Consider the following 18609-nt stretch of genomic DNA (forward strand, 5'->3'; position numbering starts at 1 on the left):
CCAAAAAGCTTTTAAAAGCCACATAAATATACTATTGCACCCAAATCAAACACCAACTTGTGTGACAGACTTTCATGGCTTTTTTTTGGCAACGCCTTACTCAACAATAGTTGCAATACCAATCTAAATCACAACAATTGCCCTTACATTACTTGCTGATCTATTCGTCGCACCAACAATCGACTTTACATCACTTGCGGAAGGAATCACTACTACGACAATTGGCTTTACATCGTTTGCGGAAGCTCTCGTCATGACAACAAGACCCTCTGCAACCATTGCAGAGCTAATCTATCCGACTACAAACGGATATACGCCTGATTTTCAATAAATTAAAAAATCATAAGCAAATGGCATGCGTATTAAAACAAAGGCAATATCTTTTTAACTTCAGTTATAAGTTCACACAAATTACATTCCTTCTAGCACCTCTCGCATTGCTTTTGCCTTGAGTAGACACTCTTCATATTCTTTATCGGGGTCAGATTTTGCCGTAATAGCGCCTCCAACGGTATAAGAGATATATTTTCTTTCTTCGTTATAAAGGATACTTCGAATAACCACGTTAAAATCAAAGTCTCCTTTTGGTGTAAAGTACCCAATCGCTCCGCTATACAATCCTCGTTTGGATTCTTCTAGGTTTTCAATAATTTGCATTGCAGAAATTTTAGGGGCTCCTGTCATACTCCCCATAGGAAATGTAGTTCTGATTACATCTACAGGAGATATCTCTGGATCAATTTCTGACACTACTGTAGATATCATCTGGTGTACTTGATCAAAAGAATAGACTTTGCATAATTCTTCGACCACAACCGAACCTTTTGTGGCGGTTCTGGACAAATCATTTCGTACCAGATCAACAATCATTATATTCTCTGATCGTTCTTTGGGGTCATTCCTTAGCTCCGTTACTAGCTTCTCATCCTCTTTTACATTCATAGATCTTTTTGCTGTACCTTTTATGGGCTGAGAAATAATCTTACCCTCTTCTTTTCTTAGATATCGTTCTGGTGAAGCTGACAATAAATAATGTTGATCCATCTTGAAAAAGGTGGCAAAAGGAGGTTTTGAGATATCATTGAGGTGATGATAGGTCTGCAAAGGGTCAATACAACTATCTTTTGCAAAAAACTCCTGACAAAAATTAGCTTCATAAATATCACCTCTATTTATATGCGCAAGCATTTGATTTACTTTTTCTTTATACACATCTTTGGTAATCCTTAGACTAATTTTCACTTTCCCGCAGGGCTCTTTGGTCTGATTGGCTTTAGCTTCTTTTTCTATCGAAAGAGTAGAAATAGTGTCAAAATCTTCCTTTATCTCATCATCTACCATCCTTAGATAATGCATTTCCAGAGTATTCTCTTTCAACAGAAAAATTTTTTTTGGTTGAAAGAAATACAAATCCGGAAAATGAAGCTCATCTCGATTTTCTGAAACCAAATCCTCTGTATCATTCTTAAGATCATAAGAAAGGTATCCAAAAATCCAGTCTGAAGTTAATTTCTGATATTCTTTTAATTGCTCAAAACTATTATGATAATCTGTCTTAATTGCTGTAAAGGCATCTATTGCCAATACAGCATCATAACTAGAATATTGTTGTTCATAAAGGTTAGAATCCAGCCAAATAGCTTCATCGAATTGCTGTCCCCAGTACAGTAGTTTAGTTTTAAACTCTAAAGGTTTTTCTATGATATATTGTTGAACATGTCGCACGTATTCCTCAAATTTGATGCGCAAAAGTACTGAGAACTTCGTTTAATCCCAATAAAAGTGTCTCTTCTGTCACCCGACCTGATGTTGTCGAAAAGTTATCATAAAAAGAAGGAAAGCTAAAACTTTCTACAATTTCTGCCCCGAATCGAGGAAAAACACTCTTTGCATATTCCAATGAACTCAATCCTCCTCTTTTTCCGGGAGAAGTGCTCATCAATAATATTTTCTTCCCTTCCATAAAATTTCTATCAAATCTAGATAGCCAATCCACTATATTCTTAAAAAAAGCCCCCCAGCTACCATTGTGTTCATTTACAGAAATAATCAAAGCATCTGCATCTGCTATATCATGTTTTAATCCCATTATCATCCCCGGAAAACCATTATTCTTCTCTTCATCTTCACTATACATAGGAACAGAATAATTTATCAAACTAATAATTCGCACTTGATGCTCACTTATCTGGGATGCCACAAACTCAACAAGCTTATGATTAATCGATGTACTGCTATTAGAGCCAGCAAATGCAAGGATTTTTTTCATGGAATAGTGTATTAAAAAATCAAAAGTAATCAAAAAGCATACAGTCCCAAAATAAGGCTACCTTTGTAGCATCAAAAATAAACAAATTGACTTTTAGAGATTTAAACTTAAGCACACAACTTCTTAATGCCCTTGATGATATGGGCTTCGAGACCCCTACTCCTATTCAGGAGCAAGCTTTTTCTCCGGTTATGTCTGGCAAAGATGTTGTTGGTATAGCACAAACGGGTACAGGTAAGACCTATGGGTATATGCTCCCGATTTTACGAATGCTCAAATATTCTGTACAACAAAATCCAAGAGTACTAGTATTAGTACCTACTCGAGAACTTGTGGTACAGGTAGTTGAGGAAATCGAAAAACTCTCTGCCTATATCAACGTAAGAATAACGGGAGTATATGGTGGTACAAATATCAACACACAAAAACAAGCCGTTTCTGAAGGTTTGGATATTATTGTAGCAACTCCTGGACGTTTGTATGACCTTGCAGTAAGTAGAGTATTACAGCTAAAATCGATACAAAAACTAGTTATTGATGAAGTAGATGTTATGCTTGATTTAGGATTTAGACATCAACTCATGAATATTTTTGATATTCTTCCTAAACAACGTCAAAATATTATGTTTTCTGCTACAATGACCGATGAAGTAGATCAAATGATTTCTGAAACATTTGTTACTCCTCAAAAAATATCTGTTGCAAAAAGCGGAACCCCTCTCGATAATATTAAACAGTTTGGATACAAGGTTCCTAATTTCTATACAAAAGTTAATGTGTTAGAACAACTACTTTCTGATAAAGAGACGTATCACAAAACACTTATTTTTGTTGGTTATAAGAAAATTGCAGATCGATTATTTGAGCAATTAGAAAAAAAATATAACGATGAGATTTGTATCATCCATTCTAACAAAACTCAGAACTACCGATTACGAAGTATCGAGCAATTCAGAAATGGAGAAAATCGAATACTTATTGCTACAGATGTAATGGCAAGAGGACTGGATATCGAAAATGTTAGTCAGGTTATTAATCTCGATACACCAGAGTATCCCGAAAACTATATGCACCGCATCGGTAGAACTGGTCGTGCAGAAAAAAAAGGAGTTTCTTTTGTTTTAACTACCGAAAAAGAACAGGAATATCTGGATGCAATTGAAAATTTGATGGAGATGAAAATCGAGCAACTAGATCTACCTCATGATGTAGAAATCTCAGATCAATTAACTCCCGAAGAGCAACCAAAAATAAAAGAAATCAACAACCCTCATAAACGTCCTAATGACGAGGTTGGCGCTTCTTTTCATGAGAAAAAAGAAAAAAACAAAAAGGTAAACCTAGGAGGCTCATACCGTAGAGAAATCAAGAAAAAATACAAAAAACCAAAAACCAAAGGAGATAAAACCTTTAATCTAAAGAATAAAAAAAGAAGAAAATAACGTATTACTAAAACTATATTTTCCTACTCATACATCTATACGTATTCAAACAAAACATATAACGCTTTTTCTATGGATTTAAATCTTGCAGTATTAATTGATGGTGATAATATCCCATCTACATACGTAAAAGAAATGATGGAAGAAATTGCCAAGTATGGCAATCCAACTATAAAAAGAATTTATGGTGACTGGACCAAACCTGATCTTACAAAGTGGAAGAAAATTCTTTTAGAAAACGCAATAACGCCTATACAACAATATGGATATACCAAAGGTAAAAATGCTACAGATTCTGCTATGATCATCGACGCCATGGATATTCTTTATTCAGAAAAAGTAAATGGTTTTTGCCTCGTATCCAGTGATAGTGATTTTACTCGTTTGGCTACACGACTAAGAGAAGCAGGAATGAAAGTTTTCGGAATAGGAGAGAAAAAAACTCCTAATCCCTTTATAGTAGCATGTGATAAGTTTATATATCTAGAAATCTTAAAACACGAAGCCGAAGAAGATGAATCTGACACTACAGAAAATGTACCTGTCGTAAAAAGTAATGTAGATAAAATAACATCAAAAGATATAAAACTAATTTCTTATACTATATCTGATCTTGCGGATGATGATGGGTGGGCTTTTCTTGGTGACGTAGGAAGTCTTTTACAAAAAAAACAACCTAATTTTGATTCTAGAAACTATGGTTTCCAAAAATTAACACCTCTAATTCAATCGATTAAAAACTTTGAAATCGAGCAACGTGAAGCCACAAAAGGGAGATCAAAATTAATCTATGTACGAAACAAGAAGCAAAACAAAAAAAGTATAAAAAGTAATAAAAATTCCTAATAGTATACATGGCTTCTATTTTTGCACACGGATTTACCGCCTATGCCCTTGGCAAAAGTTTTTCTAAAGAGTTATACACCAAAAAGCTATGGATACTCGGTATTCTGTGCTCTGTTTTACCTGATGCCGATGTTATTGGCTTTAAATTCGGCATTGCTTATGAAGATTTTTGGGGTCATCGAGGGTTTTCGCACTCATTACTATTTGCCCTACTTCTAGGGATACTAATCACTCTTATCTTTTATCGCAAAAAAGCATTTACAAAAACTGGGGTAGCACTAGTTTTGTATTTCTTTATCTGCACAGCTTCTCATGGTATTTTAGATGCTATGACCACAGGAGGATTAGGAATTGCCTTTTTCTCTCCTTTTAATGATTTGCGCTACTTTTTACCCTGGAGACCAATTCAGGTCTCACCAATTGGTGCCAGTAAGTTTTTTAGCATTTGGGGAATTAAAGTATTGTTAAGTGAATTAATCTGGGTCGCCATACCCGCAAGTATTTATATCTTAGCGGTTAATTATGTCAAAAAACGCAAAAACCAACCACAAAAAAACGATTAAAACCTCTGTTAAACTACTTTTTTATTTAGTGGGATTACTATGTTTTATATCATGTAACAAAGTCTCTACTCCAGACACATTTAACATTTCCGAAGAGATTCAAATCACAAAACTTAGTAAGAACAGTTATATACATACATCGTATCTAGATACCGAAAGTTTTGGAAAAGTACCTTGTAACGGTATGATTGTAATCGATAATAATGAAGCTTTAGTATTCGATACTCCCATAAATGATTCTGTATCTGCCACATTAATAAATTGGATTGAGAATAACTTAAAATCTGAAATCAAAGGAGTCGTTGCTACACACTTTCATGATGATTGTTTGGGTGGATTAGAGGAGTTTCACAAAAGAAAGATACCTTCATACGCCAGAAATGAGACTATACGTTTGGCTAAAACACAAAACAACAATATCCCTCAAAAAGGATTTGACACTGAGCTAAATATAAAAGTCGGAAAGAAAAATGTAATTAACATGTTTCATGGAGAAGGTCATACTTCTGATAACATCATTAGTTATTTCCCTAATGAAAACATACTTTTTGGAGGCTGTTTGATTAAATCAAAGGGAGCAAAAAAAGGATATCTGGGAGATGCTAACACCCAAGAGTGGTCTAATACAGTTTCTAAAATTAAAGAAACTTATCCCGAAGTAAAAATTGTAATCCCAGGGCATGGAGCCTATGGTGGACAAGAGCTTTTGGAGTATACCATATCTTTGTTTCAAACAACAAATAAAAATGAGAGAATTTCAAACTAAAACATCTAAGAATAAAAAGAAACCAAAAGTTTCTATGGTCAAGGCTTTTAAGACCATTATCTGGCCTAGAAGAAACTTAGTATTCATAGGTTTGGTTTTGATTGTCTTTAATCGAATTGCTGGGCTTATTCTACCCTGGAAAAGCAAGACTTTATTAGACGACGTGGTTCCTAGTAAAGATATGGCACAATTATACGAGTTATTACTTATTGTAGGGGTCGCAATTCTAGTACAGGCAACGACCTCTTTTTTATTGACCCGTATATTAAGTGTTCAGGCTCAATATCTAATCTCAGAGCTTAGAGCACAAGTACAAAAAAAGGTACTCTCCTTACCCATCAGTTTTTTTGACAACACTAAATCTGGGTCTCTGGTTTCCAGAATTATGAGCGATGTTGAAGGGGTTCGAAATTTAATTGGTACAGGATTGGTTCAAATGGTTGGCGGTATTTTTACTGCAATCGTATCGGTAGGTTTACTCATTAGTATTAATCCATGGATGACATTATTTGTACTGGTTCCTGTTTCATTATTTGGATTGGTAGCCTTAAAAGCCTTTAAATACATCCGCCCTATTTTTAGGGTAAGAGGAGAAATTAATGCACAGGTAAAAGGACGATTAACAGAAACCTTGGCAGGCGTTCGTGTTATTAAAGGGTTTGGAGCAGAAGAACAAGAAAATAAAATATTTGAAAAAGGAGTTGATCGTTTGTTTCAAAATGTAAAAAAGAGCCTTACTGCTACTGCTCTAATGACGAGTTCTTCTACTTTTTTATTAGCAGGAATTGCCTCTACTGGTATTATGGGGATTGGTGGTTATTATATGATGGAAGGAAGCATGACTCCTGGTCAATTTTTATCATTCACCATGTATTTGGCTTTTATGATCGCACCTATTGTACAGATGAGTAATATCGGAAGCCAACTGACTGAAGCATTAGCTGGTTTGGATCGTACTGAAGAACTGATGAACATGACTCCTGAAGAGGAAATAGAGGATCGCACTATAGAACTAGGAGATATCAAAGGGGATATTATTTTTGACAATGTATCTTTTGCTTATGAAGAAGGTAAAGATGTACTACACAATATCAGCTTTAAAGCCTCTGCTGGCTCTGTAACAGCTTTGGTAGGTAGCTCTGGTTCAGGAAAATCTACCATTGCAGGATTATCAGCTACTTTTTTAAACTCAAAATCTGGACGTATCACCATCGATAGTCATGATATTTCTAAAGTGAAATTAAACAGTTTTCGCCGTAATCTGGGCGTTGTTTTACAAGATGAATTCTTGTTTGAAGGTTCTATACGGCAAAATATACTTTTCCCCAGACCCAATGCTAGTGAAGAGCAATTACAAAAAGCCGTCAAAGCTGCGTATGTAAACGAATTTACAGATCGTTTTGATGATGGATTAGAAACATTAATTGGAGAACGAGGAGTAAAACTATCAGGAGGGCAACGACAACGAATTGCTATTGCAAGAGCTATTCTTGCAGATCCCAAAATCATAATCCTTGATGAAGCAACATCTAATCTGGATACAGAGAGTGAAGCTTTGATCCAAAAAAGCCTTAATGAGTTAATGAAAGGAAGAACCACTTTTGTTATAGCCCACAGATTAAGTACTATTAAAAAAGCAGATCAGATTTTGGTAATAGAATCTGGAAAAATTGCAGAACGCGGTACACATGATGAATTAATAGCTTCAGAAGGAAGATACTTTGATTTATACACCTATCAGGCTAGGATCTAATAGTATTACTACATTTTAAAAACCTGTTTAAATAATATTAAACAGGTTTTTAAAAAGGTATTTATACTTCTTTTTCAAACCAAACAAACACAATAGTTGCTATTCTCGAAATCACAAAAACAAAACTTCCAAATATTGTAGGTAGAGAAGATAGTTTAAGACCTACTGCTAATATTTCAGTAGAAACATCATCAAGCATCTCTACTCTATCTAATGCTTCTACCAATCCCAATAATTGCCCTAATACTCCCCACACCAATATCATAAGACCAATTGAGTTAATTAACTTAATCTGTTTTGCAGAGCTTTTTTTCTTTTTTCTTATTATTAATCCATTTTTTATAATCAAAAAAATTATCACGAAAAAAGATACTAATATAGGAAGCATAAAAAACAAACCCCCATCATGTAATAAATGAAGGATATGAGCAAAAAAAGAATGGTTTTGTACCAAAATAAAGGTTAACAACATCATAGATTTTTATTATTTAGATTAAACATACCCAAAACTAACATCAGATATTGTTCTATATATTTTTTTTCGCCCATCTACCAAATCAGTTCTCTTTTAAACATAATTATGCCTCTCTTTTGCAAAAAGGTTTTAAATACTGTCAAATAAGGGTTTAAAAAGGGGATTCATCTCAAAAATGATATATCAAAAATAAAAAATACGGATATTGTATCATTATATGATCTCAAAAGAATTTATACTTAAGAAAATTGCAACATTAGTATTACATACTACCTTTTGGGTAGTCGTTTTATTTTGTTACACATATTTTTTTGGACATAACACAGAAAACATCAACTACGTTTTTTCTTTCTCCCTATTTTTAATGCCAGTAACCATAGGTACTACTTACACTGTAATTAACCTCCTTATCCCCAAATATCTTTTGCAAGAAAAGTATTCTCTTTTTATACTTTATTGTATTTATACCATTATTATTTCTGCCTTTTTTATTGTTATTTCCTTTTTTATGGATTGATTTTTTTATCCTCAACAAAATTAGGCGATATGGCTCCTATGACTCGTAGTCCACTATTTTTATTTATTGCGGTTTATTTTGTAGTATTTGTGGCCAGTGCTTTTAGCTTAGTACAGCATAATTATAAATCGAATTCTACAAATCAAAAATTACAACATAAAATCCTCGAGACACAGTTAAAGCTTAAAGAACAAGAGCTACAATATCTAAAAATGCAGATTCATCCTCATTTTTTATTCAATACTTTAAACACATTGTATGGTTTTGCTTTAAAAAAGTCTGAAGAAACACCCGAAATGATTCTTAAGTTATCTAATCTTTTGGATTACCTATTATACCAGGTAGATAAACCAATGGTTTCTTTAAAAGAAGAACTCGATCATATTGAAGATTATGTCTCATTAGAACAAATGCGATTCAGCGATAGTCTAGATGCTTCCATAGGTTTTGAAGATATAGATGATTCTATTCAAATAGCTCCCATGCTATTAATTCCATTTGTAGAAAATAGTTTTAAACATGGAAAAATCAGAAATCAAAAATTGTCTATTATCATGAAACTAAAATATCGTAATGATGAAATACAGTTTACCATTAGTAATTCTATTCTGCAATACCAAGACGACAATAAAGAAGGTATTGGATTATCGAATATCAAAAAAAGATTATTACTCTTATATAAGGATCGCCATTCCTTAAAAATCTCAAAAAATGAAAATTGGTATACGGTAGATCTAACTCTCAAAACTTCAAAAAACTTTTAAATGAGCACCAAAATATCCTGTATTATAGTTGATGATGAACCTACTGCAAGAGATATTATAGCAGATCATTTATCAAAAATTGATCGAATTGAGATAAAAGCAGTATGCAGCAGTGCTCTAGAGGCTTTCAATTGTATAAATACTCACGATATAGATCTTGTGTTTTTAGATATCAATATGCCAGATATCTCTGGCATCTCTTTTGCAAAATCTATTAATACATCTATAAAAATTATTTTTACCACAGCATACCGAGAATACGCCATAGACGGATTTAATTTGCATGCTGTTGACTACTTGCTCAAACCCATTTCTTTTGAAAGACTATTAAATGCTCTTAACAATTACTTTAAAATATATCACAAAATAGAATCCACTAAAACGACTGAAACTAATACTAATGAGTTCATTTTTGTAAGATCAGATAGAAGAATGAAAAAAATAAATTTTTCTGACATTGTATATATAGAGAGTTATGGTGACTATATTAAGATTTATTGTGATTCGATCGTAATAACCTCGCGAGAAACTATTAGTAATATTGAAGTTAAGTTGCCTCAAAAGCAATTTATGAGAACCCACAGATCCTATATTATTTCTATTGAAAAAATAGATTCGTTTTCTAATGAAGAAATTGTTTTGATAAACAAATCCATCCCAATTAGTAGAAATTATAAATCTGAAGTATTAGGAAGACTAGAAGGGATATAAAAAAAGCCACTTTGATTAAAGTGACTTTTTTATATATGAATTATACATTAACATTTATACATGCAATGCTCTATTATCTGTAGCTGCTAATGCTGCCTCTTTTACTGCCTCGGTAAAAGTAGGGTGTGCATGAGACATGCGAGAAATATCCTCTGCAGATGCTCTAAACTCCATAGCGGTAACAGCCTCGGCAATAAGATCTGCACATCGTGCTCCAATCATATGTACTCCTAATACCTCATCGGTAGTCTCATCTGCAAGTATTTTTACAAAACCGTCTAAATCTCCACTAGCACGGGATCTTCCTAGTGCTCTAAACGGAAACTGTCCAGATTTATACTTTACACCTGCTTCTTTCAATTCTTCTTCTGTCTTACCAACTGCGGCAACTTCTGGCCAAGTATAAACTACTCCAGGGATTAGATTATAATCTATATGCGGTTTTTGCCCTGCTAAAGTTTCGGCTACAAATGTTCCTTCTTCTTCAGCTTTATGAGCTAACATTGCCCCTTTTATTACATCACCAATTGCATAAATATTAGAAGCGCTTGTTTGCAAATGATCATTAACCTCTACTTGTCCTCTATCATTAAGTTTTACTCCTGCGGCTTCAGCATTTAATCCATCTGTATAAGGTCTACGTCCTACAGATACGAGACAATAATCGCCTTTAAACTCTACTGGATTTCCTTTTTTATCATCAGCAGTAATGGTAACCTCTTTACCGCTAGTCTCTACACTTGTTACTTTATGAGAAGTATATAATTTTACTCCTTGTTTTTTCATTACTTTCTGTAATTCTCTAGATAGTGCTTTATCCATTCCAGGAATAATCCTATCCATATATTCAACTACAGAAACCTCAGCACCAAGTCGTCGATACACCTGTCCAAGTTCTAAACCTATTACACCTCCACCAATAATAACAAGGTGTTTTGGCACCTCTTTTAACTTTAGAGCTTCGGTAGATGTAATTATCCTCTTTTTATCAATTTTAATAAAAGGTAAGGTCGATGGTTTAGAACCTGTAGCAATAATGGTATTTTTTGCTTCTATAGTTTCTACAGCACCATCAGTTTTGGTTATATTAATATGAGTAGCATCTTTAAAAGCTCCTACGCCTTCAAAAACATCTATTTTATTTTTTTTCATCAAAAAACTCACTCCATCACAGGTCTGATCTACAACTGTCTGTTTGCGGGCAATCATTTTTTCGAGATTGATTTTTACATCTCCCGGAATTTCAATCCCATGATCTGCAAAATGCTTTACGGCATGCTCATAGTGATGAGAAGAATCTAATAATGCCTTACTAGGAATACACCCTACATTAAGACAAGTTCCTCCAAGTGTTGAATATTTTTCGATTATTGCGGTTTTCATACCTAGTTGTGCGCATCGAATTGCGGCCACATATCCACCAGGTCCAGAGCCAATCACGGCTACATCATATGTACTCATAATAGGTTATTATGTTGTGCGTATTAATTATGAATAGCAAATGTACAAATGTTTTACTTCTTACAGAAGCACTCATCTTATCAAATTTTTATTAAAAAGCAATATTAGAACAATCAAAAAGTTATACTTTAATCGACCAATGAATCGTTTAATGAAAGAATGAGATCATTAAACCTTTAAAAACAAAAATCTTTGCTACTTTGCAGCATCGATACTTTATTTATTCTTAAAGACCTTTTTGATATAATTATGCGTTATCTATTTATTCCATTTTTGCTTTTAGTATTAATTTTATGGAGTTCCTGTCGTAATGATTTTGAGTCAGAACCCAGTACAGGAAATCTGCAATTTTCTACTGACACTCTATTCCTAGATACTGTTTTTACCAATATCGGTTCGAGTACTTATAGTTTTAAAGTATATAATCATACTAATGATGATTTTACTATTCCTTCTATAGCTTTAGAGCGTGGAAAAAACTCTAACTATCGACTTAATGTAGATGGAATCCCAGGGCAGTCTTTTGAAAATATTCAGGTATTGGCTAAAGACAGTATTTTTGTTTTTGTAGAAACAACTACTAATATTACTGATCAGACAGCGGATATTGAATTTTTATACACCGACAGAGTTTTATTTGATCCTTCCGGAAATCAGCAAGATGTAGATTTGGTTACTCTTATAAAAGATGCTTCCTTTTTATTCCCTTCGCGAGATGCTATGACTGGTAAACCGGAAACCTTATTACTTGGTCTTGATGATGAGAATAATGAAATTAGAATAGAAGGTTTTTTCTTAAAGGATGAGCAATTAAACTTTACCAATGAAAAACCTTATGTAATTTATGGATATGCAGCTGTACCTAGTGGAAAAACGTTAACAATTGATGCAGGTGTCCGAGTGCATTTTCATGCGAATTCTGGAATTATTGTCGCCAATGGTGGTACACTTGCTATCAATGGAGAATTAAGTACCGATCCTGAACTTCTAGAAAATGAAGTGATTTTTGAAGGAGATCGCTTAGAACCCGGGTTTAGTGATCTACCAGGACAATGGGGTACAATTTGGCTTACTGCAGGAAGTACAGGACATACTATAAATCATACAACTATAAAGAATGCTACAGTAGGGATCCTTATGGATTCTAATGATGGTGGTACTGATCCTACACTTACTATTAAAAACTCTCAGATTTATAACAGTTCTAATGTTGGTCTTCTAGCTCGTACCGGTACTATTTTAGGCGAAAACCTTGTCATTAACAATGCTGGTCAGGTATCTCTTAACTGCTCCTTAGGAGGCTCTTATAACTTTGATCATTGTACCTTTACAAACTATTCGAGTATTGGGAGTGGATTTAGAGAATTACCAACTGTACTTATTGATAATAACTTGAAAGTAAATGAAACAGATGTAGTCGTAGCCGACTTGATAGAAGCCAATTTTTCTAACTGTATCATATATGGTAATCAGGAGCTAGAATTATTATTTAGTAAAATAGAAGGAACAGCTTTTAACTATAATTTTAAAAACTGTTTGATTAGATTTAATGACACAGGAGATCAATTTAATGGTAATTCTCTATATGACTTTACGAATACAGACTTATTTGAAAATGTTATACTAAACGAAGAACCCGAATTTAAAACACCATTCAAAAACATACTGAACATCAGTGAAAACTCGGCTGCCAACGGCAAAGCTTCTACTCCTACTATGGGAACTGACATTTTGGGGGTTCCTCGTAATGCAACTGCTCCTGATATCGGAGCATATGAAAGTGCTGTTTTTGAAGAAGGAAACTAAAATTTTAATGTAATGCAAGATTACTTATTTCGATCCCAACGCTTAGGTTTTCGTAACTGGACATCCGATGACTTAGAGCCTTTAGCCCAAATTAACGATGATGACGATGTAATGGAGTTTTTTCCTTTTAAACCCTCAAAAGAAGAAACAGAAGCTTTTATCGCCAGAATGCAAAAAATGCTTACCGAAAAAGGGTTTTGTTATTTTGCCGTTGATATCCTTGAAACTAATGAGTTTATAGGTTTTATAGGTTTATCAGAACAAACGTATTTGGATGAGATGGGTCCCTTTATTGATATCGGATGGCGACTTAAAAAAAGTGTATGGAATAAAGGCTATGCCACCGAAGGTGCTAAAGCATGTTTGCGTTTTGGTTTTGATCAAATTGGATTAGAAAAAATATATTCTGTTGCTCCAGAAGCCAATATAAAATCAGAACTGATTATGAAAAAGATAGGAATGCAACGAGTTCACTCCTTTGACCATCCTAAATTATTAAATAACGATCGTTTGAAACGTTGCTCTCTTTATGAAATAATAAAAAACGGATAACACCTTAAATATTTTCAATAGTTTCTGTTACATTTGAGAAACACTGTAAAAAACTTTGCTATAATGAGTTGGATTAAAGAAATATCATACAAAGATGCTACCGGACAGTTAAAAAGAATGTATGACCGGATTAAAGGTCCAAACAACAATATAGATAATGTATTATCTATCCATAGTTTACGACCGCATACACTTGTAGGGCATATGGGATTGTATAAAAATGTGCTCCATAATTCTAACAACACACTACCCAAATGGTATCTGGAAACCCTAGGAGTGTATGTTAGTAATTTAAATCAATGTAGTTACTGTGTAGACCATCACTCGATAGGATTAAAAAGATTGATTAACGATGATTCTAGATTTCAGGAAATTATTGCTTGTCTGGTAAATGACAAATTACAGGATCACTTTAAATATCAATATTTGGCAGGGCTTCAATATGCTAAACAATTAACACTATCACATCATACTATTACAGAATCGAATATCCATACACTTAGAGAGCAAAATTTATCTGACGGAGAAATTTTGGAAATAAATCAGGTAGTAAGTTATTTTAATTATGTAAACAGAACAGTTGTTGGTTTAGGAGTAAATACAGATGGTGATATAATAGGACTTTCACCTAATGATAGTGATGATGCAGAAAACTGGAACCATTCTTAACTATGAAGCCATTTTTATTTCAAAAAGAATGCACTACATCTTTTCAACATAAGTAATTATAATTGTAGAAATTAATTCTTCTGTAACCTCTATTAAAAAAGAGGAACTATATTCCTGAATCACTAATTTTGTTGTATCTATCCCATTTCTCCCAAAAGATAGAATCATTTTCTGTATGCTTTTTTCCAGTAGCATACTCTATAAATTCATCTCTACCGGTAAATTCTGAGTCATGATATATTTTATCATAAAACTTAGCATATTCTTTTTCTTCTTCTTTCAACGTTTTACGAAGTGAAATATAAACATTTGCCTCAGGGTCTGCTATTTTCCAAGCTCCATAAGTGGTTATATTTGAAGCATATTCGATAATCCCCAGCAAGCTATCTTTCTGTACTAATTTCCAATATAGGTTGTGATATATTTTATTTTTTGAGTGATCTATTTCCTTTCTATAGAACTGATTCTTATGAAAAGTAAAAATTCCAGACGCACCTATAGGGCTATATGGGTGACGTTTAATCACTTTAACATAGCCAAACTCATTATCAGATATACGGTTAACTATCAATATTCCTTTATAGATTGTATAGTCATGTATTTTTTCTGGATCAATACCATATCCTTCAACCAGATCATAACGTCCACTTATATCAGGAACCTTGATAACTGCTATACTATCCTTTTTATTTTTGATTGTTTGTTGATCAACTTTTATGGGTAGACTTTCTGTTTCAACATTGTTCTCTGTTGATTTGGTTTCTACTTTTCTACATCCCATAAGTATAGCAATAATCCCAATAATTACAACTCCTGTAACTCTAATTTTCATTTACCCTGTGTTATTTAGTTTTTTTATTTAACAACAAAATTATTCAAATTTACTTCTTTAGATCCAACTAACTTCTATGATACGTCTTTCTATTTGAACAAAATTTTATCTATACATTATATGTGTTTTTTTTACACAAAAACGCATTGTACAAAAGCAGTACAATGCGTTTTAATATTATGTTTAGATCGTATTATCCTACAAATAAAGGCTTATCTGCCATCATTGCATTAACCTCATCGGCGATATCATGCAATTTTTCTTCATTTTCCACATTTTGGATAACCTTATCGATTAATTCGACAATAACTATCATATCTTCTTCTTTTAATCCACGAGTTGTCACTGCTGAAACTCCAATACGGATTCCTGATGTTACAAATGGTGATTTATCATCAAAAGGAACCATGTTTTTGTTAACAGTAATTTCTGCAACTCCTAGTGCTTCTTCGGCCTGCTTACCCGTCACTCCTTTATTACGCAAATCGATAAGCATCATATGATTATCTGTCCCTCCAGAAATGACTTCATATCCTTTCTTTACAAATGCTTGAGCCATTACAGCTGCATTTTTCTTTACCTGTACAATATAATGTAAGAAATCATCGGTTAATGCTTCTCCAAAAGCGATTGCTTTTGCTGCAATAATATGCTCTAGTGGTCCTCCCTGATTTCCAGGAAACACAGCACTATCAAACAAAGAAGACATCATGCGTTTCTTCCCATTCTTTAAAGTAATTCCAAAAGGGTTTTCAAAATCCTCTCCCATCAATATAAGTCCTCCTCTTGGTCCTCTCAAAGTTTTATGTGTAGTCGTAGTTACCACATGACAATGTGGTATTGGATCAGAAATCACACCTTTAGCTATCAATCCTGCAGGATGTGCTATATCAGCAAAAAGAATTGCTCCTACACTATCCGCAATCTCTCTAAATCTCTTATAATCAATCTCTCTCGAATAAGCCGAAGCTCCAGCAATAATCAATTGTGGTTTTTCTGCAGTAGCAATCTCCTGAATTTTATCATAATCCAATCTTCCTGTTTCTTTGTCTACACCATAAAAAACAGGTTTAAATAATTTACCCGAAAAATTCACTGGTGAGCCATGAGTCAAATGACCTCCATGAGAAAGATCAAAACCAAGAATTTTATCCCCTGGTTTAAGACATGCATGATATACAGCAGTATTTGCTTGTGAACCAGAATGAGGTTGCACATTAGCATATGCAGCACCAAACAATTCTTTTGCTCGATCAATAGCTATTTGTTCTACAACATCTACTACGGCACATCCTCCATAATAGCGTTTACCAGGATACCCCTCGGCATATTTATTCGTTAGTACTGACCCAGCAGCTTCCATCACTTGTTCACTCACAAAGTTTTCTGAAGCAATAAGTTCTAATCCGTTGATTTGACGTTCTTTTTCGTCCTGAATTAAATCAAAAATTTGTTCGTCGCGTTGCATGCAATTGATAATTTGTTAATAAAGGCGTAAAAATAGGAAATACATTCATTAAATCGACGCAAATACAAGCTAATAAATAGTATAATACTGTTCTTTTTTTAAATTAATGATTCCTTCCATATATCACTGATAATTTCGCATCGGTTGAATCCAATTATCATATAGAAAACTTATATACTCAAAAAAAATGATACAAATGAGTAGTCTTCCCTTGGTATTATTGCCGTAATAACATATCTTATCATTATTTTAAATATTTTTCACATAATTAAAAAGTTTTAACCACTCGAAAATTATATATTTGATCATACGATTTACAACAACTTATTAAAAAAACAATAATGCCCATAACTGCAAATTATCCAGATAGAAAAACTTGGATTGAAACACCTCATAATACTGATTTCCCTATACAAAATATTCCCTTTGGTGTATTTTTAACCCGTGATGATATTATTACAATAGGGACTAGAATTGGAGATACAGCAATTGATCTTGGAGCACTTCATCAATTAGGATATTTTGAAGGAATTCCATTAACTGATGATATCTTTTTACAGGACTCTTTAAATGATTTTATTTCTGATGGAAAAAAAACATGGAGATTAGTTCGAAATAGAATTGCTGATATTTTTGACGCAAAAAACAGCACGTTAAAAAATAATGAGAAGCACAGAAAGGAGGTTTTATTTTCTTTGGATGAAATCGAAATGCAACTACCCGTAACCGTTGGCGATTATACAGACTTCTATAGTAGTATTGAACATGCTACAAATGTTGGAAAAATGTTTAGAGATCCCGAAAATGCATTGCTTCCTAACTGGCTTCATATGCCCGTTGGCTATCATGGTCGAAGTAGTTCTGTGATTCCATCTGGTATCCCTGTCCATCGCCCGCAAGGTCAAAAGCTAACCAAAGGTGATACAAATCCTATTTTTGGTCCCTCAAGGTTAGTAGATTTTGAACTTGAAATGGCTTTTATTACTACTGATGCAAATCAACTGGGAGAATCTATCCCCATTGAAGAAGCAGAAGATTATATATTCGGTCTGGTACTCTTTAATGACTGGAGTGCCCGTGATATTCAAAAATGGGAATATGTACCCCTTGGTCCCTTTTTAGGAAAAAACTTTGCCTCTTCAATATCACCATGGATCGTAACTCTTGATGCATTAGAACCTTATAGAACAGAAGGACCTAAACCATTAAAAGAACAACTTCCTTATTTACAATATAAAGGAAAAAAGAGTTTTGATATAAACCTTGAAGTCTCTATCCAACCAGAAAAGGCTGTAGAAACTGTTGTTGCCAAAAGTAATTTTAAGTATATGTACTGGAATATGGCACAGCAACTTACTCACCATACTGTAAATGGATGTCCTGTTAACTCTGGAGACCTAATGGGTAGCGGAACATTGTCAGGTCCTACTCCTGGTTCTTACGGATCGATGTTAGAACTTAGTTGGCGAGGAGAAAAACCTGTACAACTCGATGAAGGTGGTAGTCGCAAATTTATTGATGATAATGATACCGTGATCATGAGAGGGTATTGTGAGAAAGATGGAACACGAATTGGTTTTGGTGAAGTTTCTACCAAATTACTTCCGGTATTTAAAAAATAAAGAATTACGCAACATTATAAAACCTCGAAAAAAATGATTTCGAGGTTTTTTTATTATCTTTTGGCATTAAAGTTGTTTTTAATACCCAAATCA

The 18609-nt window shown here is 33.6% G+C and carries 18 protein-coding genes; 11 read left to right on the plus strand and 7 right to left on the minus strand.

Annotation, left to right across the window (positions count from 1 at the left end; all coding sequences use genetic code 11):
• Positions 1-123 precede the first annotated feature (123 nt).
• The 3 genes from C1X07_RS25405 to C1X07_RS17900 all read right to left on the minus strand — a co-directional run bounded on the left by C1X07_RS25405 (position 124) and on the right by C1X07_RS17900 (position 2269).
• Positions 124-255, minus strand: a complete 132-nt coding sequence (locus C1X07_RS25405; protein WP_262494920.1) for a hypothetical protein — start codon at positions 253-255, stop codon at positions 124-126.
• A 156-nt stretch (positions 256-411) separates the two neighbouring features.
• Positions 412-1725, minus strand: coding sequence for an aminodeoxychorismate synthase component I (pabB, locus tag C1X07_RS17895; RefSeq protein WP_103071409.1), 1314 nt, complete (start codon positions 1723-1725; stop codon positions 412-414).
• A gap of 7 nt (positions 1726-1732) precedes the next feature.
• The gene (locus C1X07_RS17900) at positions 1733-2269 is read right to left on the minus strand and encodes an NADPH-dependent FMN reductase (RefSeq protein WP_103071410.1); all 537 of its coding nucleotides are present in this window, start codon (positions 2267-2269) and stop codon (positions 1733-1735) included.
• Positions 2270-2355: 86 nt separating this feature from the next.
• On the opposite strand from C1X07_RS17900, the gene C1X07_RS17905 reads away from it, so the two are divergent.
• From C1X07_RS17905 to C1X07_RS17925, 5 genes are all read left to right on the plus strand, one after another.
• Positions 2356-3711 (plus strand): DEAD/DEAH box helicase, encoded by a 1356-nt coding sequence (locus C1X07_RS17905; RefSeq protein WP_103071411.1) that lies wholly within the window; start codon positions 2356-2358, stop codon positions 3709-3711.
• A 72-nt stretch (positions 3712-3783) separates the two neighbouring features.
• Complete coding sequence (locus C1X07_RS17910) at positions 3784-4557, plus strand: NYN domain-containing protein (RefSeq protein ID WP_103071412.1); 774 nt, start codon at positions 3784-3786, stop codon at positions 4555-4557.
• 8 nt (positions 4558-4565) lie between these two features.
• Positions 4566-5120 carry a metal-dependent hydrolase gene (locus tag C1X07_RS17915; RefSeq protein WP_103071413.1) on the plus strand — a complete coding sequence of 185 codons (555 nt, stop codon included), beginning with the start codon at positions 4566-4568 and terminating at the stop codon, positions 5118-5120.
• Positions 5080-5886 (plus strand): subclass B1 metallo-beta-lactamase, encoded by an 807-nt coding sequence (gene bla / locus C1X07_RS17920; RefSeq protein WP_103071414.1) that lies wholly within the window; start codon positions 5080-5082, stop codon positions 5884-5886. The genes C1X07_RS17915 and bla overlap by 41 nt, the downstream gene beginning before the upstream one ends.
• The gene (locus C1X07_RS17925) at positions 5867-7639 is read left to right on the plus strand and encodes an ABC transporter ATP-binding protein (RefSeq protein ID WP_103071415.1); all 1773 of its coding nucleotides are present in this window, start codon (positions 5867-5869) and stop codon (positions 7637-7639) included. Before bla ends, C1X07_RS17925 begins: the two co-directional genes overlap by 20 nt.
• A gap of 61 nt (positions 7640-7700) precedes the next feature.
• Here C1X07_RS17925 and C1X07_RS17930 read toward each other — a convergent pair whose 3' ends face one another.
• Positions 7701-8114: a MotA/TolQ/ExbB proton channel family protein gene (locus tag C1X07_RS17930; protein WP_103071416.1), complete on the minus strand. Its 414-nt coding sequence runs from the start codon at positions 8112-8114 to the stop codon at positions 7701-7703.
• Between the two features lie 546 nt (positions 8115-8660).
• Here C1X07_RS17930 and C1X07_RS17935 point away from each other — a divergent pair.
• Together C1X07_RS17935 and C1X07_RS17940 are read left to right on the plus strand one after the other, a co-directional pair.
• On the plus strand, positions 8661-9395 hold the full coding sequence (locus C1X07_RS17935) for a sensor histidine kinase (protein ID WP_241507281.1): 735 nt from the start codon (positions 8661-8663) through the stop codon (positions 9393-9395).
• Entirely contained in the window at positions 9396-10106 is a 711-nt protein-coding gene (locus C1X07_RS17940; RefSeq protein WP_103071417.1) for a LytR/AlgR family response regulator transcription factor, read from the plus strand.
• 54 nt (positions 10107-10160) lie between these two features.
• Here C1X07_RS17940 and lpdA read toward each other — a convergent pair whose 3' ends face one another.
• The gene (gene lpdA / locus C1X07_RS17945) at positions 10161-11567 is read right to left on the minus strand and encodes a dihydrolipoyl dehydrogenase (RefSeq protein ID WP_103071418.1); all 1407 of its coding nucleotides are present in this window, start codon (positions 11565-11567) and stop codon (positions 10161-10163) included.
• 249 nt (positions 11568-11816) lie between these two features.
• Between lpdA and C1X07_RS17950 the strand changes: the two genes are divergently transcribed.
• From C1X07_RS17950 to C1X07_RS17960, 3 genes are all read left to right on the plus strand, one after another.
• A complete protein-coding gene (locus C1X07_RS17950) occupies positions 11817-13373 on the plus strand; it encodes a right-handed parallel beta-helix repeat-containing protein (protein ID WP_103071419.1) in 1557 nt (518 codons plus the stop codon).
• A 12-nt stretch (positions 13374-13385) separates the two neighbouring features.
• Complete coding sequence (locus tag C1X07_RS17955; protein WP_103071420.1) at positions 13386-13925, plus strand: GNAT family N-acetyltransferase; 540 nt, start codon at positions 13386-13388, stop codon at positions 13923-13925.
• 63 nt (positions 13926-13988) lie between these two features.
• Positions 13989-14594, plus strand: coding sequence for a carboxymuconolactone decarboxylase family protein (locus C1X07_RS17960; RefSeq protein WP_103071421.1), 606 nt, complete (start codon positions 13989-13991; stop codon positions 14592-14594).
• 106 nt (positions 14595-14700) lie between these two features.
• On the opposite strand, the gene C1X07_RS17965 is transcribed toward C1X07_RS17960, so the two are convergent.
• Both C1X07_RS17965 and glyA read right to left on the minus strand, forming a co-directional pair.
• Positions 14701-15426: a hypothetical protein gene (locus C1X07_RS17965; RefSeq protein WP_103071422.1), complete on the minus strand. Its 726-nt coding sequence runs from the start codon at positions 15424-15426 to the stop codon at positions 14701-14703.
• Positions 15427-15619: 193 nt separating this feature from the next.
• Entirely contained in the window at positions 15620-16894 is a 1275-nt protein-coding gene (gene glyA / locus C1X07_RS17970; protein WP_103071423.1) for a serine hydroxymethyltransferase, read from the minus strand.
• 341 nt (positions 16895-17235) lie between these two features.
• Between glyA and fahA the strand changes: the two genes are divergently transcribed.
• A complete protein-coding gene (gene fahA / locus C1X07_RS17975; RefSeq protein WP_103071424.1) occupies positions 17236-18516 on the plus strand; it encodes a fumarylacetoacetase in 1281 nt (426 codons plus the stop codon).
• Positions 18517-18609: the final 93 nt, after the last annotated feature.

Source organism: Aquimarina sediminis (assembly GCF_002895435.1).
Lineage (GTDB): Bacteria > Bacteroidota > Bacteroidia > Flavobacteriales > Flavobacteriaceae > Aquimarina > Aquimarina sediminis.